25 protein-coding genes are annotated in these 17,912 nt (G+C 40.3%); 10 read left to right on the top strand and 15 right to left on the bottom strand.

The annotated features are described in order from the left end of the window. Position 1: 1 nt before the first annotated feature. From JEU79_RS25215 to JEU79_RS25195, 6 genes are all read left to right on the top strand, one after another. Entirely contained in the window at positions 2–490 is a 489-nt protein-coding gene (locus tag JEU79_RS25215; protein ID WP_198266669.1) for a PilZ domain-containing protein, read from the top strand. Next, complete coding sequence (locus JEU79_RS25210; protein ID WP_198266668.1) at positions 483–1,742, top strand: LPD7 domain-containing protein; 1,260 nt, start codon at positions 483–485, stop codon at positions 1,740–1,742. The genes JEU79_RS25215 and JEU79_RS25210 overlap by 8 nt, the downstream gene beginning before the upstream one ends. Beyond that, entirely contained in the window at positions 1,732–2,022 is a 291-nt protein-coding gene (locus JEU79_RS25205; RefSeq protein WP_198266667.1) for a hypothetical protein, read from the top strand. Before JEU79_RS25210 ends, JEU79_RS25205 begins: the two co-directional genes overlap by 11 nt. Then, positions 2,019–3,986: an ArdC family protein gene (locus tag JEU79_RS25200; protein WP_246540719.1), complete on the top strand. Its 1,968-nt coding sequence runs from the start codon at positions 2,019–2,021 to the stop codon at positions 3,984–3,986. Before JEU79_RS25205 ends, JEU79_RS25200 begins: the two co-directional genes overlap by 4 nt. Before the next feature lie 161 nt (positions 3,987–4,147). After that, positions 4,148–4,372 (top strand): hypothetical protein, encoded by a 225-nt coding sequence (locus tag JEU79_RS27215; RefSeq protein ID WP_198245627.1) that lies wholly within the window; start codon positions 4,148–4,150, stop codon positions 4,370–4,372. Between the two features lie 77 nt (positions 4,373–4,449). Continuing rightward, positions 4,450–5,448 (top strand): transposase, encoded by a 999-nt coding sequence (locus tag JEU79_RS25195; RefSeq protein ID WP_246540715.1) that lies wholly within the window; start codon positions 4,450–4,452, stop codon positions 5,446–5,448. A gap of 75 nt (positions 5,449–5,523) precedes the next feature. Here the strand turns inward: JEU79_RS25195 and JEU79_RS25190 are convergent, their stop codons facing one another. From JEU79_RS25190 to JEU79_RS25165, 6 genes are all read right to left on the bottom strand, one after another. Continuing rightward, positions 5,524–6,000 carry a hypothetical protein gene (locus JEU79_RS25190; RefSeq protein WP_198266666.1) on the bottom strand — a complete coding sequence of 159 codons (477 nt, stop codon included), beginning with the start codon at positions 5,998–6,000 and terminating at the stop codon, positions 5,524–5,526. 1 nt (position 6,001) lies between these two features. After that, positions 6,002–6,751 carry an IS5 family transposase gene (locus JEU79_RS25185; RefSeq protein ID WP_198243554.1) on the bottom strand — a complete coding sequence of 250 codons (750 nt, stop codon included), beginning with the start codon at positions 6,749–6,751 and terminating at the stop codon, positions 6,002–6,004. Between the two features lie 166 nt (positions 6,752–6,917). Continuing rightward, positions 6,918–7,265: a hypothetical protein gene (locus JEU79_RS25180; RefSeq protein ID WP_198266665.1), complete on the bottom strand. Its 348-nt coding sequence runs from the start codon at positions 7,263–7,265 to the stop codon at positions 6,918–6,920. Positions 7,266–7,398: 133 nt separating this feature from the next. Continuing rightward, entirely contained in the window at positions 7,399–8,211 is an 813-nt protein-coding gene (locus JEU79_RS25175; RefSeq protein ID WP_198266664.1) for a nucleotidyl transferase AbiEii/AbiGii toxin family protein, read from the bottom strand. After that, a complete protein-coding gene (locus tag JEU79_RS25170; RefSeq protein ID WP_198266663.1) occupies positions 8,184–8,681 on the bottom strand; it encodes a hypothetical protein in 498 nt (165 codons plus the stop codon). The genes JEU79_RS25175 and JEU79_RS25170 overlap by 28 nt, the downstream gene beginning before the upstream one ends. Then, positions 8,678–9,130 (bottom strand): hypothetical protein, encoded by a 453-nt coding sequence (locus JEU79_RS25165; protein ID WP_198266662.1) that lies wholly within the window; start codon positions 9,128–9,130, stop codon positions 8,678–8,680. The genes JEU79_RS25170 and JEU79_RS25165 overlap by 4 nt, the downstream gene beginning before the upstream one ends. 118 nt (positions 9,131–9,248) lie before the next feature. Here JEU79_RS25165 and JEU79_RS25160 point away from each other — a divergent pair, with 118 nt between their 5' ends. Next, entirely contained in the window at positions 9,249–9,473 is a 225-nt protein-coding gene (locus JEU79_RS25160) for a hypothetical protein (RefSeq protein ID WP_198245627.1), read from the top strand. Between the two features lie 268 nt (positions 9,474–9,741). Next, on the top strand, positions 9,742–10,449 hold the full coding sequence (locus tag JEU79_RS25155; RefSeq protein ID WP_198266661.1) for a transposase: 708 nt from the start codon (positions 9,742–9,744) through the stop codon (positions 10,447–10,449). Between the two features lie 34 nt (positions 10,450–10,483). On the opposite strand, the gene JEU79_RS25150 is transcribed toward JEU79_RS25155, so the two are convergent. From JEU79_RS25150 to JEU79_RS25110, 9 genes are all read right to left on the bottom strand, one after another. Continuing rightward, positions 10,484–10,714, bottom strand: coding sequence for a hypothetical protein (locus JEU79_RS25150; RefSeq protein ID WP_198266660.1), 231 nt, complete (start codon positions 10,712–10,714; stop codon positions 10,484–10,486). A gap of 2 nt (positions 10,715–10,716) precedes the next feature. Beyond that, positions 10,717–11,016, bottom strand: coding sequence for a hypothetical protein (locus tag JEU79_RS25145; protein WP_198266659.1), 300 nt, complete (start codon positions 11,014–11,016; stop codon positions 10,717–10,719). A gap of 107 nt (positions 11,017–11,123) precedes the next feature. Further along, positions 11,124–11,843, bottom strand: a complete 720-nt coding sequence (locus JEU79_RS25140) for a TraX family protein (RefSeq protein ID WP_198266658.1) — start codon at positions 11,841–11,843, stop codon at positions 11,124–11,126. After that, positions 11,827–12,816, bottom strand: coding sequence for a relaxase/mobilization nuclease domain-containing protein (locus JEU79_RS25135; protein WP_198266657.1), 990 nt, complete (start codon positions 12,814–12,816; stop codon positions 11,827–11,829). The genes JEU79_RS25140 and JEU79_RS25135 overlap by 17 nt, the downstream gene beginning before the upstream one ends. After that, positions 12,816–13,331, bottom strand: coding sequence for a plasmid mobilization protein (locus JEU79_RS25130; protein ID WP_198266656.1), 516 nt, complete (start codon positions 13,329–13,331; stop codon positions 12,816–12,818). Before JEU79_RS25130 ends, JEU79_RS25135 begins: the two co-directional genes overlap by 1 nt. 221 nt (positions 13,332–13,552) lie before the next feature. Beyond that, the gene (locus tag JEU79_RS25125; protein ID WP_198266655.1) at positions 13,553–14,626 is read right to left on the bottom strand and encodes a ParB/RepB/Spo0J family partition protein; all 1,074 of its coding nucleotides are present in this window, start codon (positions 14,624–14,626) and stop codon (positions 13,553–13,555) included. Further along, positions 14,623–15,381, bottom strand: a complete 759-nt coding sequence (locus JEU79_RS25120) for a ParA family protein (RefSeq protein WP_198266654.1) — start codon at positions 15,379–15,381, stop codon at positions 14,623–14,625. Before JEU79_RS25120 ends, JEU79_RS25125 begins: the two co-directional genes overlap by 4 nt. Then, complete coding sequence (locus JEU79_RS25115) at positions 15,378–15,668, bottom strand: hypothetical protein (RefSeq protein ID WP_198266653.1); 291 nt, start codon at positions 15,666–15,668, stop codon at positions 15,378–15,380. The genes JEU79_RS25120 and JEU79_RS25115 overlap by 4 nt, the downstream gene beginning before the upstream one ends. A gap of 93 nt (positions 15,669–15,761) precedes the next feature. Further along, positions 15,762–16,184: an antirestriction protein gene (locus tag JEU79_RS25110; protein WP_198266652.1), complete on the bottom strand. Its 423-nt coding sequence runs from the start codon at positions 16,182–16,184 to the stop codon at positions 15,762–15,764. 624 nt (positions 16,185–16,808) lie between these two features. On the opposite strand from JEU79_RS25110, the gene JEU79_RS25105 reads away from it, so the two are divergent. Next, on the top strand, positions 16,809–17,168 hold the full coding sequence (locus JEU79_RS25105; RefSeq protein WP_198266651.1) for a hypothetical protein: 360 nt from the start codon (positions 16,809–16,811) through the stop codon (positions 17,166–17,168). Further along, positions 17,134–17,912, top strand: a 779-nt coding sequence (locus tag JEU79_RS25100; protein WP_198266650.1) for a replication initiation protein, incomplete at its 3' end; no start/stop codon positions are given. The genes JEU79_RS25105 and JEU79_RS25100, both read left to right, overlap by 35 nt.

Genomic DNA, 17,912 nt, shown 5'->3' with positions numbered 1-17,912 from the left:
GATGAGTAAATCATTATCTAATAGTCAACAATGGACAGTCTGGACAGAACACCAGCGCACCCGACATGGCTTTGTCCAAATTGAGTTCAAAAGTCCACTGGGATTTTTATACGACAGTGATTCATTGAATACGTTTGATAACACCCGATCAGTAGAAAAACGCAATCATCGCCGCCGCCCCGGTTATCGAACCAAAGCATATATAAACATTAAACAATTTTGGATATACAAAAAATCCATTCAAATACTGCTGGTTGATTACAGCTTATACGGGGCAAAATTTACTATCGCCGGAAAAAAAATAGGTAAACTGAATTTAAACAAAGGTGAAAAACTTTCACTCCGATTATCGCTTGCTCATAACTGGTTTACGATAACTTGTGAAATCGTACATAAATCTATTAAACAGGATACTATTCAAGTTGGTGTGAAATTCATCAATCCTAAATCTTTTCAATATATCTTTTTAAAGGGGAAACATCATGTCTGAGTCCGGGGAATCAACAAATGAACCTATCGTCACTGAAAAATTCGAGCAGGACATTGATGAAGTTTTGCAAACTGAACAGCACAATATGAGAGTTGCGGAAGCAAGGCGTATTGAAGAAGAAATCAGAAGTAATCCTGAATCAACCGATGAAGAAAAAATGTGGGCCAAGGAAGATAGGAAATCGACATTGGAAGCCGCTGGTGTTATTGATAAATCAGAAAAACAAAAAGATGCCGAGGACGAATTAAAAAAAACATTGGATGCTTATAAGCAACAAAAAAATATACCTAATGAAGTGGAACCGGCCACCGATATTGATGATGCCAGCACCGAACAGAAAATTCCCCCGGAAATTGATAGACTTTATCTGAATACAGGCAACGGCGTTTATCACTTTAAGGATAAACCCAACCAAAAGGCACTGGTTATTAAAGATCAGAAAATTCAATCCCCTTTCGGTAATAAAACGATTGCAAGGTCCATGGTGGCCATCGCCGAGGCTAAATCATGGACTGAACTCAAAGTAAGAGGCTCAACAACATTCAAGCGGTCAGTATGGCTAGAAGCATCATTAAAGGGAATGGATGTTAAAGGTTACAAACCGGATGAAAAAGACCTGGCGTTGCTTAGTCAGCAACAAAAAGCACAGTCTAATGAAATTATTAACGAAACAGAAAATCAGAAAATCAAAGACAGCACAATTACAGGCACATTAGTCCAACATGGCAAAGCCCCTTATCAGTTTAATGAAAAAAACAATCAAAGTTATTTTGTCACGCTGAAAGATGCCAATGGAAAAGAACATACAACATGGGGTGTCGATCTTGAACGGGTTATGACTGAAAACAAGATTGAACCCGGTCAGGAAATCAGCCTGAAAAACGAAGGCAGAAAGCCAGTTACGATAAAGGAACCAATAAGGAACGAGAAAGGCGAAATCACCGGCCATAAAGAAATCCAGACCAATCGGAACATTTGGGAATTGAAGGCCGACAAAATCCGACACAGTGAACCAGAGGACTTGGCCAAAGAACACCCGGATTTAATCAATGAAATTGCCGCTATTAAAGTGGCGGAAAAATTCAGTCAGGACAAATTTAACAATACCGAAGATCAGCAACGCTTTGTTAGCAGTGTCCGGGAAAATCTAGCCAAAAATCTTGAACAGGGCCAGCAAGACATTTCCGTTAAAATAAACGAGCAACAACAGGTTAAACAGAAAACCAGAGAGGAACCCAGCCATGAGCGATAAAAATCTTGAACAACGAGTACAACAAATCAGAAAACAGCTTGAGGAACATCCGGATCAATATGTTGAAATCACCCACGAAGAAGCAGAATATATGGGCGCATTTGAAGATGACAGCATGAGCATGGAAGATGCCTTGGAATCTCATAATTTTGACACGCAGAGCGATTCTGAAGGACAAAGTATCAAAACAAAGCCTAGAGTAGTGGATGCGGCGGAAACAGCCTCCAAAGGCGAATTTTTAGACATTCCCGCTTATGTTTGTCGAGGCATTAAACAATGACAGAAAAAGCATTCATTGAAAATATTGGTAATTCATTCCTTGATAATCACAAAGGACTCGATGATATTGAAATCCGAGTCGGAAGCCCTGAAGAACTGTTTGGCGAAAAAGGCAAATCATTAGGCGATTTTCAAGGTGCTTTTTTTCCAAAAAGCCGGATAGTTGCTGTTAATAATGAAGCCATCAATTCCTTGGAAGGTCTTGAAAAAACACTCAGGCATGAATTGATTGGCCATGCCGGGATCAACACTTTTTCGCCTGATGACAAAGCTAAACTGCTTGATGCAATTACGCATTCCCCGGATAAGGAAATTCAGGAACAAAGAGACCAGTTAAAAAAGCTGTACCCGAACCACGATGACAACCGATTAGCTGAAGAAGTTTTCGCCACCATCTCGGAAACTGAATATGATGTCCCTGTCCGGTTCAATGAGTCTATCCGTGCGGATAATCTCAGCATGGATAATCTGAAAGCTATCTCAAAATATGTTTCAGAAGGATTGAAAACCGGGCAAATTACCCAACAAACTTTTCCTGAATCAGACCAAGCCCAGTTCCAGAAAACCGGGAAAAAAGAACCTTACTATGAAACGGTTGCCAATAAATTGATTGAGCAACTCGAACAAGGAACAGCCCCTTGGCAAAAACCTTGGGAAGCAAGTTTCGATGCTATCCCTCATAATGCAGTGACAGGCAATCGATATAAGGGCATTAACGCCCTTCACCTTTCTATGCAAGGGCGAAGCGATCCCCGTTGGCTGACATATAAGCAGGCACAGTCAGTTAATGCACAGGTCAGAAAAGGTGAAAAAGGCACTCGGATTGAATACTATAAATTTGAAGAAGAAAAACTGAAACGTGATGAAAATGGTAAACCCGTCCTTGATGCCGATGGCAACAAAGTAAAAATAAAAATCAAACTAGACACACCGAGGGTATTTTCAGCAACCGTTTTCAATGCAGAGCAAGTCGATGGTTTGCCGGAACTGGAAAACAAAAGCAAAGAAATGTCTTGGGAAGAAGTCGAAAGAGTGGAGAAAATCCTGAACAATTCCGGCGTTCCACTTCACCACGACCAATCAGACAGTGCTTATTACATACCAAGTAAAGACGAAATTCATTTACCAAAGAAAGAACAGTTTGATGATGCCGGTAAATATTATGCAACTGCCTTGCATGAATTGGGTCACTCAACCGGCCATCCTTCCAGACTGGATCGGGATTTATCAGGCAGATTCGGTTCCGAAAGCTATGCCAAAGAAGAACTACGGGCCGAAATAAGCAGTTTAATGACTGGAACAGAATTAGGGGTTGGCCATGATCCGGGCCAACATGCCGCTTACGTTAAAAGCTGGATAAAAGTTCTCAAGGATGATCCAAAAGAAATTTTAATAGCAAGTAAAGATGCCGAGAAGATAACAAATTTGGTGTTGAGCTATGAAAAAGAAAAATCTCAATCTATAACATCAGAACAAATTAAAAGTTCAGAAGTATCAGAAGCATTCAAATCTGGCGTAGAAAAAGCAATATCTGCAACTGACTACGACAACCCTTATCATCCAAGCTCACCAGAATTTAAAGAGTTTAGCGCTGGATTTAATAACGCAAAAAGGGAAATTACAGACTCTATAGCCGATAGAATTTATAGTGAAAAAAAAGAAGAAAACCCTCAGCTCTCAGAAGCCTTTAAACAAGGTATAAAAGAAGCAATCTTACCTAGTAATCAATTCGACAATCCCTACCCTATTGGATCACCAGAATATAAAGAATTTAACAATGGGCTACATCAAACTCAAAAAGCCGTACCAATAAAATTGGCTAAAAAATTTACCGAAAATTTTAAGACCGAAGATGATAAAAATAGGTTTATTGAACAAGTACAAAAACAACTTGAAAATAAAATAGAACAGCCTACTTTAAATGTCAAAATTAAAGAACCTACCCAGCCGGATATGGAAAGATAAGCTTTCGCACATGCGAAATTTAACTAAAAACAAACAAAGGGGCTTTGCCCCTCTGCTTCGCTCATAAGCGCCAACTTAAGCCATTAAATCATTGATTACGTGTTGAAAAATAAAGGTGTGGCCACCACATAGAGTCTTTTGCCGACAAAAGTGAAAACCCTATGAAAAAGCAGCCACCTCACATAGATACTCGTTTTGAACAATTTGTGCAAGAACTTCCAGAAGATTATCAACAACAAGCCTATGAATTTAAAGCCTTCACGCGTGCGCGCAAGATCCGTTCGCCCTTACAACTGTTACAGTTGGTGATGCTCTACTGTGGTCTGGATTTCTCCTTGCGGAGTTGCGCCGGCGAGGTGGCTCACTTACAGGGCTCACTTAAGTGATACGGCGGTAAAAAAGACTGGCGGCCTGCGTTCCTTGGGTAAAATCCTTGCTATCGGGCGTATTTGGGTTGCATCAGGTGGTTGACAGTGGTTCATTAAGCTTCGTTATTATTGATGGCTCGACCGTGCAGGAACCCGGTGCGACAGAAACCACGTATCGGCTACATATCGCGATAGATTTGATTTCACTGACATTGCGCCAGGTTGAAGTCAGTACGGACAAGATTGGCGAAAGCCTTGACCATTATGTGCTGGAATCGGGCGATGTCGTGTTGATTGATCGTGGCTACAATCAACCGAAGTCGTTGGTGCCTTTTATTGACCGAGGTGGCGATATTGTGCTGCGCTATAACGCACACAGCATGAATTTATACGAGCTTGACGAGCACGGCAAAATGATAAAAATTGACTGGGAAACGAAATTACAACGTCTCGGGAAACAAGCGGGGGCTATTCCGGTTTATTTGTGCCATGATACTAAACGAATCGCCTGCACGGTACATGCGGTTCCGTTACCTGCCGAAAAAGCGGCGCAAGCCCGGCGTAAAGCGAAACTCAGAGCGCAGAACAAAGGACGTACAGCCCAGGAAAAAACGCTCTATCTCAGTGAATGGGTCTTAATTTTAACGTCCGTGCCGGTCGAGTTGCTCAGCACCGAAACGGCTGCCGCGCTCTATCGTGTACGCTGGCAGGTGGAATTGGTGATCAAACGGCTGAAAAGCCTGTTGGCGATCAATCAATTACGTGCCCGTAAAGACAGTCAATTGGCCGAATTGTATTTACAGGGCAAACTTCTGTATGCGGTGGTTACGGAAAAGATCGCGCAGCGGTGTTTTACCAAGGCCTTGACGAAAATGGATGGGCCGCGTGCATTGACACCCTGGCGTTTGTATAAAACGATTGCTGAGGACATTAAATCAGGATTGAACGCCTGTTTTCCGAAGCAAGAACGCTTTCAGCGTGATTATTTGAAAAGCGTTAGCGAACGCCCGAGAAAACGTTCGTTGCAGAGTCTACCTGAACCGATTTTGGGAATGATTCGACAATGCAGAGAGCTGGGCGTAAGTCGTGTTTAATCAAGTGGTTGGGGGCTTAAGTTGGCGCTTATGTCTGCTTCGCTCACCCCAAGGTATTTAAACAAGGATGATTATTTACTGATCTTTCAGCTTCATCGTTGGATAACCTGACAGAGCAAATAACTGTGCCAAGGCTTCCTTCTCATTATTAGCAAGCGCTATCAAACCAGCTTTATCTTCTGCCAGGCTTAAAAATACTTTACCAATCATGCCATGCCTAAATAATGGACTCATCAAAGTATCTCTAATTTCAGATGCTCTGATCTCTTTATATGCACACCAATGTGGAACAACCCGGATCACACCCTCGTCAAGATACAAAGAACAGTCCAGTGTTGCTTCAACACTCGCATTAACATCCTTTCTGGCTGTAATGACGCTAAACCCTATATCACCTTTTCCAAATAAATCCATCAACTGTACAAACGGCGGATGTGATGTACCATGTGTTAAATCCAAATAACCATCTACTTTACGCAAAAGCCTGTTGACTTGCCGAACAAAATAACGACTATCCACATAATTAGCCAAATCAATAGGGGCTGTTGCCATTTCACATAGGTAACCATAAAAAGGCGCAAGCCAGAGCGATAGAGCCTTCAAAATTTCGTTTGAGTTTGTCATATCGCGTGGCGATCGCTCTGAAATGCTTAAGTCTTGCAAACACATTTTCAACGAGATGGCGATATTTGTAGAGACACCAATCCATTTCATCATTTCCCCGAGTTGAATTCTTTTTTCTTGGGATAACAGGAACAGCCCCTTTGTCTTTAATTTGAAGACGTAATGCTTCACTGTCATAGCCTCTGTCAGCAACTATATAGTCACCTTTTGGGAGCTCTGCAACTAATTTCGGTGCTTCTTTACAGTCATGAACTTCGCCGCCTGTCACTGAGAAATGAATAGGAAGACCACAGGCATCAACGGCCATATGAATTTTACTGGTGTTCCCGGCGACAGATTTCCCTATCGCTGTTTCTTGTTCACAGGCCGCACCACTACTATGCTGATGTGCTTTCACAATACTCCCATCAATAAATTCCCATTCCAGGTCTGGATCAACAACCAAGGCGTTAAAAATACCCATCAGTTTTTCTTTACGAGACCAGTCATTGAATCGTTTATATACCGCATTCCAATTACCAAAAGCCGTGGGTAAATCTCTCCAGGGACAACCTACTCGCAAGCGATAAAAAATACCTTCGACTGTTTTTCGAAGACAAGGTTTGTCATAAATTCCCATTTTCAACATAATTATCTTCAGTTTCTCCCAAAGTTCATCCGTAAGCATTTGTCGGGGCATAGTTTGCTTGTTTTTGAGTCAAAATAAACAATCTATGTGGCGGAGTTATTGAATTTCAAGGGGGATTTTCAAAACGGCAACAGCCCCTAAAATCATTCAGATTCATTTCCACTCGGCCAGATTCATTTTTGCGCAATTTCCCAAAGAAAAAATCCATATAAACTCCTTATAAAATCATTGTGAATAAAATATATTTCAATAAATGAAAAATACCGTAAAGCACTAATGCGACAACACCAACAAAAATGGCCACCGGAATTAAAATCACACCAAGTACAAACCCGGCAATATCCCCCAGAACAAGAATGGCATATTGCCACCCAATAGCGGTATCTAACCACTCAACAAGATGATAATGTGCAAAAACACCACCAAACAAACCGCATATAATAGCCATTCCAAATCCACTTGATCCTTCCCCGGCTGATGAGCTTTCATTCCTCCGCCGCATTTCTTCATTCCATTGTTGCCCAGCCAGTCGATAGTTTTGCTCGGCAAGATAATCATCGCTCATAATTTCCACCTTTGGTAGTTGTTTAATATCTTAATTCTGCTTATAATAATTATGCGGTACAGGCTGAGGAGCCGATGGCCGCCAAGGGTGATATTTATATCACTTATTTTAAAAGGGCGGTTTATCTGCCCTTTTATCTTTCAAAATTCTGATCTTGTGTTGCTTCTTCCTTGATGCTTTCAACTTGTGTATTCACACTGCTAACAAAGCGTTGCTGATCTTCGGTATTGTTAAATTTGTCCTGACTGAATTTTTCCGCCAATCGGGTAATATTGTTCGTTTGTCTCTCTCTCAAGTTATCCAAATTTAAACTTACCTGCAATGCCATTTCATCTAATGATCTATCTTTTAAAATGGAATCTAAGACATGATCTTGTTGATACCGACTTACCAAGGAATCAGGGTCGCTACCAAATTCAGCTAATTTCTCTATATTTTCGGAAGTGAATAAATGTTGATAGTTTCTGCTTAAAAAAGCAATATCATACAAATCTCTTACTTTTGATCTGTTCAATCCTGCATCCAGCTTTTGTGAAATTAAAGTATTTAACTTATAAACTTTGATCCCATTCAAAATTTCTGTTGATTCATTTTCAATAGCTGACTTTCGGAATGATGTTTCTATTTTTAAACTTCGTGGGCGATGCCTTCCTTCATAATTAACAATATACCGCCTTGTTGTCCCAGTATTTTTTTTTACAAAAATCTTACCTATCCTGACTTTTGATCGCTTCCCGGCATCATAAATCCTTTTTTCAAGATTGATAGCCTGAGTGCTATCAAAATCCAAATCTTCTGAGAACCTATCTAAACCATAAGCCAATAATAATGCAGTACCACCTTTTAAAACCATTGGTGTATCGGCTACTGATTTGGTGATTTCCATCATAAAGCTGACATGCTCTTTTTGATCGTCCGTCAGCCCTTCCAGTTGCTTGTTTTCCACGACTCTAACCTTTGATATTCTTTTTTCGTTAAAACGCCCCTAAATTGATCTGTGAGAGAAAACAGCCTTTCTTTTTCCTCCGGTTCAGTCAGCCAGTCATCAAGAATAATCAACATATTTAATTCTCTTTGGGTAGAAACCTTTCTCACTAAATCAAACACCATATCAGCTACAGCCCTGTAATGATCTGCGGCATAAACATTGTCAGTTATTGGTTGCAACCCCGTTTCAACTAAAACCGAATAAGCATCATAAACACCATTATCACCTAGAATTTCATTTGTCGATAATGTATCAATACCGGCAACATACTTTTTAGGAACAAAATCAGCAGTCTCATAAAAAGCATCATAAAAATGCCAATCGCCAGTTCCTTCATCGGAAGGAATATTTAATGCTGTAATACTTGTTAAGTAATGTTCTTTATTCGTCTTTGGAACTGTACATTTAATTAAGTTCTTTATCCTCATTTCGCCATCTCTCCTATAGCTCCATGTGAAGAAACCCCTATTGCTATATTTACTGCCTCATCCAATGTTGCTACCGTTGCTTTCCATGTACTTCTGTCCCATGCGCCACCATCCAAAACTCTAACATCGTACCTCTTTCCAGTTGGGAATTTTTCTTCAAACAATCGCCTAGATTTATCTGTTCTTTCCGCCCATTCTTCTTTAGATTCCACACTGTAATCCATATCATACGATGCCATCCGCTCCATATAATCCTCATAAGACGCATCTGGCGCATAATATTCACTTTCTATTACAAATGCCCTTCCCCACCAATCTTGTACTTCCTGATTAGGTCTAGCATCGTTAGGTGTATAATCGAAATCATCACGCAAAACCGGATTAACACAAACCCCCCGAACAATCCTTTTCTGCTTAATTGGCCGGTGTTTATTTAAGTATTCACTCATCACCAATAACCTCACCTGTCATAAGCGCCAACTTAAGCCATTAAATCATTGATTACGTGTTGAAAAATAAAGGTGTGGCCACCACATAGAGTCTTTTGCCGACAAAAGTGAAAACCCTATGAAAAAGCAGCCACCTCACATAGATACTCGTTTTGAACAATTTGTGCAAGAACTTCCAGAAGATTATCAACAACAAGCCTATGAATTTAAAGCCTTCACGCGTGCGCGCAAGATCCGTTCGCCCTTACAACTGTTACAGTTGGTGATGCTCTACTGTGGTCTGGATTTCTCCTTGCGGAGTTGCGCCGGCGAGGTGGCTCACTTACAGGGCTCACTTAAGTGATACGGCGGTAAAAAAGACTGGCGGCCTGCGTTCCTTGGGTAAAATCCTTGCTATCGGGCGTATTTGGGTTGCATCAGGTGGTTGACAGTGGTTCATTAAGCTTCGTTATTATTGATGGCTCGACCGTGCAGGAACCCGGTGCGACAGAAACCACGTATCGGCTACATATCGCGATAGATTTGATTTCACTGACATTGCGCCAGGTTGAAGTCAGTACGGACAAGATTGGCGAAGCCTTGACCATTATGTGCTGGAATCGGGCGATGTCGTGTTGATTGATCGTGGCTACAATCAACCGAAGTCGTTGGTGCCTTTTATTGACCGAGGTGGCGATATTGTGCTGCGCTATAACGCACACAGCATGAATTTATACGAGCTTGACGAGCACGGCAAAATGATAAAAATTGACTGGGAAACGAAATTACAACGTCTCGGGAAACAAGCGGGGGCTATTCCGGTTTATTTGTGCCATGATACTAAACGAATCGCCTGCACGGTACATGCGGTTCCGTTACCTGCCGAAAAAGCGGCGCAAGCCCGGCGTAAAGCGAAACTCAGAGCGCAGAACAAAGGACGTACAGCCCAGGAAAAAACGCTCTATCTCAGTGAATGGGTCTTAATTTTAACGTCCGTGCCGGTCGAGTTGCTCAGCACCGAAACGGCTGCCGCGCTCTATCGTGTACGCTGGCAGGTGGAATTGGTGATCAAACGGCTGAAAAGCCTGTTGGCGATCAATCAATTACGTGCCCGTAAAGACAGTCAATTGGCCGAATTGTATTTACAGGGCAAACTTCTGTATGCGGTGGTTACGGAAAAGATCGCGCAGCGGTGTTTTACCAAGGCCTTGACGAAAATGGATGGGCCGCGTGCATTGACACCCTGGCGTTTGTATAAAACGATTGCTGAGGACATTAAATCAGGATTGAACGCCTGTTTTCCTCGTTGCAGAGTCTACCTGAACCGATTTTGGGAATGATTCGACAATGCAGAGAGCTGGGCGTAAGTCGTGTTTAATCAAGTGGTTGGGGGCTTAAGTTGGCGCTTATGACCTCACCTGTTCTCAAATCAACAATCTTTCCATCGTTTGTTATACCTCGATCCCTCGGTAATGATTGTAAATAATCCAATCTCTTTTTAAATTCAGGATTTAAATTATCCTTACCCACAATTTCCAATAGCCCTTGTTCAATACCACCATTGAAAGTTTCAGTATGTATCGCAAATTTTTCATCAACTTCCATCGTTATAACTCCCTCATATATTCAGAAACCAAATATTCACAAGAAATTGTTGGCGTTTCAGATGAAGCTGAAATCTTTTTGTTAATGATAGCTGTGATTTTTTTATACTCTATATTCTTATGTTCAAAGCATTCATCAATCATTTCCTTAAATAAAAACACCTCTTCGTTAGCCTTTGGGTCAGTTGGATTCAGTTGAAATGATCCCGGCTTTTTAATCAAAACCTTGTCGGCTGAATATGAAACAGACAAATGAAACAATAAAAAAAACAAAACAAAAAAATAAGAAATTAAACTTTTCATAAAACATCCTTTAGCAGTTGAAATTAAAAATCAGGGTTTATTTTAACACTATAGCGTTATAGTGTCAACTTTTAAAACGACCTTTCTTGTATCTGGATACGCGGCTCTCACAACATATAGTGCTTTATCCACCAAATAATAGATAAATGTACTGGATAAAATCCATAAAAAAACCATTTCATTCTAGTAATTTGAACAGGAATCTTTGATGCTAAATAGATCAGTGGAAACGCCATTAAAAACCACCAATTTCCAATGTTCACAACCAATAAAAAAAACAAAGAAAAACCTAGTAACGACCAAGTTACACCACTATCCAGATTTTTATAATATAACCATACTGCAATCCCTAACCCTAACGCTCCCCACCAAAATTCCACAAAAGCCCCTCCAAATAAAAAAGAACCCCACCCAACCCAATTCCAATAATTATCTGTTTGACCTCTATCGAAACAATATAAGCACCATGTTAGAAGTGCCAAAGTAAATAAAATATTCAGTATCCACCATAGTTCCTGGCCGTCTTTAACCAATGCCAAATCACCGCCCAAACCGACAAATGCCGGTGTCGCTAACAAGCCAAAAATAACCATACGCTTCATTGCCCGTAAATAAACCCCTTTCCTCAATCCATCATCCCTTGAAAGATTATAAGCCAGCACGACGACAAAGATGGGTAATACCAGTCGCCCAAAACTGAACATAACAGGATAGGCTTCGCCGAACAGATATTTATTCACATGATCTACCACCATCAAGCAAACTGCCACCCATTTCAACAATTCAACACTGCCATCTGACAATATAAACTTATCGCTCTTGCCCATTCTCGTTCCCCTTTGCCTGCATTTCCTTTTCCTGTTTAATAGTCATATCCAACATTTTTTCCATCATTTCATGCCGCTCTGTTTTCAATGGCGGCATCGTATTCACATAATCAACAATCTCATTACCTAATTCTTGATCTTCCTGGCTTTTACTTTTTAGCAACTTCTGTGCGGTTCCCAACCATAATTTTCTGATAACATTTTGTCGATTTATGATTTTTTCTTCCCAAGGCTTTTCCTTCTGTTCCTTTTTTGCAAACTCCTTGATGATTTCATCAACCTTATCTTTATCCACCTGAGCCGTTCTGCCACTTTTCCTGATATGTTTTATAACCTGGCTAACACCTTTTTTTACGACACCACGCACCGCTCTTGGTGTCGCCTCAGCATCAATCCCATACCACCGTAGTTCAGTCGCAAACGTCTCTCGCCATATTTGCGGATCACCTTTTTTAATATGTAATCTCTTACCATCAAAACCTAGATTACGAACAGTCAAATGCACATGAGGATTTTCACCTTCTGAATCTTCATGCAGAACAAATACATATTGATAATTATCACCAAATGTTTTGCTGGCAAACCCCCTAGCCGCCTTCACCAATCCTTTTGTATTGGTTCCTTTCGGCATGGATAAAATAATATTTGTGGTCAATCGCTTATTTTTTCGCCCTCTACCCTGACCAACCGCCCATTCCTCTTTTAATTCTTTCATTGCCTCCTTGCCTTCGATGACTTCTCCGCGCTCATTCTCCAGTTTTAAATCACCATTTCGACTGATATAGTCTAAATGTGATCCGGTATGACTAACGCCCTTGGTATTCCCTGTTATCTTCACCATGACCTCTGGACTCCGCCGAATAACTCTTTTTCCCCGTGATGTTACTCGTCTCCCCGGATCAATTTTAACTTTTCCGCGATACTTAACCGGCTCCTCCAAAAAACCATGTAGTGAACTCTCATAGTCTGCCATTATTCAATACTCCACCTGTTTTCAGAACGATCCAGCAATTTCATAATTCGTGTCTGTTGCTCCCGGATTTCCTTTGCTATCTCAACTAACAATTTTTCTTCCGGGCCTTCGGCTTTGTCCGGGTCAATATTTAACTTCCTTGCAATCTGATTCAGGTTTCGTCCGATAGATGATAATTCTCTGTTCGCTTCCCGGATGGCGAAAATTTCATTTTCTGTAAAGGTTGGATGTTTATCCAGTACATTCAGAATAACGGCTCTTATCCATTCGCTTTTAGTTGCAAAGCCTTCATCTTTCAAACGGGCTTCTATCAACGGTATATCTTTTTTGTTGAAGCGCACCCGTAAAACGCCATCCTTGGGTTCCTTGGTTTCATATTGAAAATTAACTTCACCTTGGGTTACATGCTGAATCATTCTTCTCAGCATGGCCGCCCCGGTTACGCCTTGCTTTTGACAGAATGCCTCCCATGCTTTTTTTTCTTCATCCTTTAATCTTACTTCAATTCTGGCCATATTTATTGATTAGTGTTTAGTGCTGATAGTCAAAATGTAACACATTTTACCGGCAAACGTCCACGTTTTGCGAATCCTGCACTAGCACTAAACACTAAAAAAAATTTCGCACGTGCGAAATTCCACAAAAAACGAACAAAGGGGCTTTGCCCCTCTGCTTCGCATTCACCCCAAGGTATTTAGGCAAGGATGATGGAACTGGATCGTTGCGAAACGCCCAACTAACATCCTGAAATTTCATCAATCTGAATTGAATGTGAAAAACATTGCACAGGTTCATCTTCTTCGTCCAATTTCACCCAAAGCAACACATCCCCATTATCGTCAATTTCACATGGCCTTAATAATAAATCACCTTTGTTACCAAGGGCATTCACTCTTATTCTGACTTTCCTAAAATTGGCCTGATCCTTAGAAACATCCTTTTCTGGTTCCTCTCTGGTTTGCTGTTTTATCGCTTTTGATTCATGGGGTTCATGTTTCGGTTCTTGAGGTTCTATTTCCCGCTCATTGTTATTTTCAACTGAATCGGACTTACTATCATCAGAATCCACTAAATCATTATTTTTGTTGTCCTGCTTTTGAGTTTCATCCAGAGACTTGATAAAAAAATCAATATCAGAAACGGACACTTTTTGATGTAGGTTTTTACAGTAATTTTTTACTTTATCAGGGTGTTTTTTAAAGGCACGGTGTAACTTTGCCAACCCTCTAATTGACTCACAATACTTTTCATCAAAAATTGATTTAATACTGTCATCTAATTGCGAAAACACCGCATGATCTGAAACATACGATAATTGTTTTCCCAATCGTTTTGCGATTTCGCTTTTCTTATCCCCAGCCAAAATTCTCGCTTCAATAAACTTAGCCACCTCATCAGCTTTTAATCCTTCCCGAATCAGATTATCGACAACATTATCCAGTTCATCATTTTCATCTGAAATGAAATACGGTAATTCCGTTAGCCCCGCGATCTTTGCCGCCCGATAACGCCGATGGCCACCATTGATAATAAAATATCCCTCCTTGTCTGGATGCCTCCTGACAGACAACGGCTGCTTAACCCCTGTCATCTTGTTTGTCACTGGTGATATAGCTTTGATGGATTCAACCAACTCATTCAATTTATCTGAATCAAATGACTGTCTTGCGTTATTTTCATCCTCGATGAACTTATCAATCGGCGCATAGCTCAATTGCCCCTCATTCGCCCGTTTTGCTTTTTTGTTGCCGGTCAATAACGATGAAACATTAAAATCGTCCAGTCCTGATAAATCAGCCCCTTTACTCATTCTTTTTCTCCTTCCAATTTTTTATCAATAATCGAAAATGCTTTTTTAAATTCTTGCCCGGCAACTCTGGCCGCTGTTTTTTTGAGCTTCCAGACAGGTATCCCTTCATTCAGTGCCTCCGGGATCGATGAACGGATGCCTATCGGCGCAGGTATTAACAAATGAGCATAACTTTTCAGCAAACTCTCCAGCGTAGCCTTTTGTGCCAATGACCTCGGATTGAAACGATTTGGCAACATACCTAAAAATTTTAAATCCTGATTCCACTTATTCTGAACACCGAAAATAGTTTGTAACATTTTTGTAATGCCATCAATACTATATTCTTCAAGTTCGATAGGTGCCAAAACATACTGACTCGCTATCAAAGCCGCAGTCATTCGGATGCCCAGAGTTGGTGGCGTATCAATTATGCAGTAATCAAACTGACCACTGATCGACGATAAATTCTTTTTAAACTTCAGTAAAACATTAGGATCAGAGCGTTCAATATCCGCCATTTTTTCATCAGCCTGAATCAAACTAATAGCTCCAGAGCCATCCGCTAGGTCATCCAGTTCATCGGTAAATAATTGGCTGGCATCAACGGGCAAAACATCCGAAATCTGACGTATTGTTTTACTCGCATTCGCCTGTGGATCTATATCAACAAATAACACCCGATTGTTTTTTTCAATAATATGCTGGGCAAGATGCACGGCTATTGTGCTTTTTCCAACTCCCCCTTTTTGATTGGATATGCAAATTGTTTTCATTTTTTCATGGCCTCCGGTAACTGTGTTTTCTGAATAATATCGCCGATAACATCCTCAGCTAATCCATTTTTTTTCAATTCATAAGTTAAAACTCTTTTCAAAATATGATTATGTGTTTCGACACTAGGCCGCCGCTCGCCTCGCTCCCATTCCTTTACTCGGCCTTGTTGGTATCTCGTTCCTAGCTCTTTGTTTAAGAAAAAAATCACATCAGAATTTAATCCTTTGTAACCTTCCTGTTTCAGTCTGTTTCGTTCTATGCGTAAAAATCGTGTAATCAAGTTCATTTGCAACCCTTAAAAAAACCATTCATAATGCGTTTTATTTTCCTCATAAAATAAAACGTCCTGTAGTCGTGGTGGACTACAGGACACCCTCATCTAGTCAATCGCACTAAACACCTTCATGCCCTCATCCAAGCCATCAGCATATTCAAGCAACAAATGATAAAGGTCAGCAAATCTGCCAGAATCATCATTGAATGACAAATGTGAATATGCAAACAAACAAGCGATAATCCCGGCAGTCTGCTTGCTCACGGTATCATCAAAATAATTCCCATTTACTGTTATCCTCAAGTCCTTTTCTATGGCTGGATACATAAAGAATCCTCCGTTACTCAGAGCCATAAATTCCCAGTATCCGCCGTGATAGTCACAGCTCAATCTTTCCATAAAGGTATAAATTGCGCTCTCCGCGCTCATGAAACGATTACCAAAAACTGATGGTAAAACATTCATTCTATCTTCTTCGGCAATCTTAACAGCAGTGACAACATTATCTTGCAATTCAACATTGGTCATTTTCATTTTCCTCAAGTAGTTAAAAAACCATTCTGAATAGTGGCGCATCAGAATGTAATATAATGATACTACCTATTAGGACACAAGCGTTTTTTATTTTTTCAGATGAAGAAATGAACAAAATCCTTGCCAAACATTTTCCTGGCTCACTACCGCCAAGGCATTAAAAATAAAAAAATTACCAATTTGTTAATTATTGCGCCGCAGGCATCTTGATATACCACTTTGCTTTCCTCGCTGTAGTGTGGTCAAGCTGTGAGTTAGTGTGGTCAAGTTGTGGTAAACGCGATAGCGTTTTCCATCGACTTGTCCATCACGTTCGCTTGCGAAACTCACAACTTGTCCATCACGAAAGCGACTGCACAAACTTTAAATTTTTAACTAATTGATTTATAACAAATAAAAAGTTATCCACAGGTCTTTGCTATATTCTTAAGAGTACATAATAAGAGTACATAATAAGAATACATAAGAGGCTTGTAAGTTATTGATAATAAAAAGTTTCTGGCGTTGAAGGTGGAAACTTTTGTGGATTTGGGTTTAGAAAGGTGGAAACTTTTGTGGATTTGGGTTTAGAAAGGTGGAAACTTTTGTGGATTTGGGTTTAGAAAGGTGGAAACTTTTGTGGACTTGTCTGGAACCCTTGGTTTTACTGGCCTGAAAAGGGCAAGAAAGGTGGAAACTTTTGTGGACTTGTCTGGAACCCTTGGTTTTACTGGCCTGAAAAGGGCAAGAAAGGTGGAAACTTTTGTGGACTTGTCTGGAACCCTTGGTTTTACTGGCCTGAAAAGGGCAAGAAAGGTGGAAACTTTTGTGGACTTAAAAAGGAAAGATTGTTATTATTTGAAGGTGGAAACTTTTGTGGATTTGTCTGGAACCCTTGATTTTACTGGCCTGAAAAGGGCTAGAAAGGTCGTAATTTTCGAGACATTAAAAACTGGAGATAAAAATGAATCAGGAATTAAACGAATTACGGATTGTTAATAAGCAATTCAGTGTCGGCGAATATGATCAGTCATGGTCAAAAATTGAAAGGTATTTATTCATTGAAATTTATGACACAGTAAAGGATTTTTTCATGGATCGAGCTGATGAAAATATCTCAGAATTTGGCAGTAATCACATCACAGTAAAAGTGCCAGTCAAACTGATTCGTGAAAAATTCCTGAAAGGCGGCAATAAAGCCCAGCAATTGTTAGACGTAGCAGACTCGCTATCAAAAAAACGAGTCGGATTCACAAAAAAAGCAGAAAATTCAGATGAAATTGGATTTAGATTCGTTACGATGTTTCCGCAAATAGCGTATAACCCGGACAGTAAAAATCAGGAATTATTTGTTGAAATTCACAGTGCTGTTTATGAAGAAATGGTGCCAATTGAATCCTATTGCCAACTGGAGCTGAAATTACTCAGTGAATTTACATCCGGAAATACAATTCGTTTATACGAAATTTTCAAGTCACATTCGTTCCGCACCCAATTCAGTATCAGGTTTGATGATTTGCGCGGGATGCTGGGGTTCAGAGTAGAAGGTAAATATACGGAATGGAAGTATTTTAACGCTAAAGTATTAAAGCCTGCCATTCAGAATATCAATAGTTACAAAGAATACGATATTGAAGTATCGTATAAAAAAATACGGGGGAATGATCGGATTGATTTTCATGTTACATCACACAAAAAACGCGATTTTAACCCGGTTGCAGTGCTAAACCTGAACCAGACCAT

The sequence above is a fragment of the sulfur-oxidizing endosymbiont of Gigantopelta aegis genome (assembly GCF_016097415.1).
Taxonomy (GTDB): Bacteria; Pseudomonadota; Gammaproteobacteria; order GRL18; family GRL18; genus GRL18.
Note: the sequence above shows the minus strand (reverse complement) of the source record. Positions and strands in the feature narration are given on the sequence as shown.

Excerpts from the sequence above, each read along its gene's own strand:
- JEU79_RS25215 (WP_198266669.1), top strand. The coding sequence starts at position 2 with ATGAGTAAATCATTATCTAATAGTCAACAATGGACAGTCTGGACAGAA.
- JEU79_RS25210 (WP_198266668.1), top strand. The coding sequence starts at position 483 with ATGTCTGAGTCCGGGGAATCAACAAATGAACCTATCGTCACTGAAAAA.
- JEU79_RS25205 (WP_198266667.1), top strand. The coding sequence starts at position 1,732 with ATGAGCGATAAAAATCTTGAACAACGAGTACAACAAATCAGAAAACAG.
- JEU79_RS25200 (WP_246540719.1), top strand. The coding sequence starts at position 2,019 with ATGACAGAAAAAGCATTCATTGAAAATATTGGTAATTCATTCCTTGAT.
- JEU79_RS27215 (WP_198245627.1), top strand. The coding sequence starts at position 4,148 with ATGAAAAAGCAGCCACCTCACATAGATACTCGTTTTGAACAATTTGTG.
- JEU79_RS25190 (WP_198266666.1), bottom strand. The coding sequence starts at position 6,000 with ATGGCAACAGCCCCTATTGATTTGGCTAATTATGTGGATAGTCGTTAT.
- JEU79_RS25185 (WP_198243554.1), bottom strand. The coding sequence starts at position 6,751 with ATGCCCCGACAAATGCTTACGGATGAACTTTGGGAGAAACTGAAGATA.
- JEU79_RS25180 (WP_198266665.1), bottom strand. The coding sequence starts at position 7,265 with ATGAGCGATGATTATCTTGCCGAGCAAAACTATCGACTGGCTGGGCAA.
- JEU79_RS25170 (WP_198266663.1), bottom strand. The coding sequence starts at position 8,681 with ATGAGGATAAAGAACTTAATTAAATGTACAGTTCCAAAGACGAATAAA.
- JEU79_RS25165 (WP_198266662.1), bottom strand. The coding sequence starts at position 9,130 with ATGAGTGAATACTTAAATAAACACCGGCCAATTAAGCAGAAAAGGATT.
- JEU79_RS25160 (WP_198245627.1), top strand. The coding sequence starts at position 9,249 with ATGAAAAAGCAGCCACCTCACATAGATACTCGTTTTGAACAATTTGTG.
- JEU79_RS25150 (WP_198266660.1), bottom strand. The coding sequence starts at position 10,714 with ATGGAAGTTGATGAAAAATTTGCGATACATACTGAAACTTTCAATGGT.
- JEU79_RS25145 (WP_198266659.1), bottom strand. The coding sequence starts at position 11,016 with ATGAAAAGTTTAATTTCTTATTTTTTTGTTTTGTTTTTTTTATTGTTT.
- JEU79_RS25140 (WP_198266658.1), bottom strand. The coding sequence starts at position 11,843 with ATGGGCAAGAGCGATAAGTTTATATTGTCAGATGGCAGTGTTGAATTG.
- JEU79_RS25135 (WP_198266657.1), bottom strand. The coding sequence starts at position 12,816 with ATGGCAGACTATGAGAGTTCACTACATGGTTTTTTGGAGGAGCCGGTT.
- JEU79_RS25130 (WP_198266656.1), bottom strand. The coding sequence starts at position 13,331 with ATGGCCAGAATTGAAGTAAGATTAAAGGATGAAGAAAAAAAAGCATGG.
- JEU79_RS25125 (WP_198266655.1), bottom strand. The coding sequence starts at position 14,626 with ATGAGTAAAGGGGCTGATTTATCAGGACTGGACGATTTTAATGTTTCA.
- JEU79_RS25120 (WP_198266654.1), bottom strand. The coding sequence starts at position 15,381 with ATGAAAACAATTTGCATATCCAATCAAAAAGGGGGAGTTGGAAAAAGC.
- JEU79_RS25115 (WP_198266653.1), bottom strand. The coding sequence starts at position 15,668 with ATGAACTTGATTACACGATTTTTACGCATAGAACGAAACAGACTGAAA.
- JEU79_RS25110 (WP_198266652.1), bottom strand. The coding sequence starts at position 16,184 with ATGACCAATGTTGAATTGCAAGATAATGTTGTCACTGCTGTTAAGATT.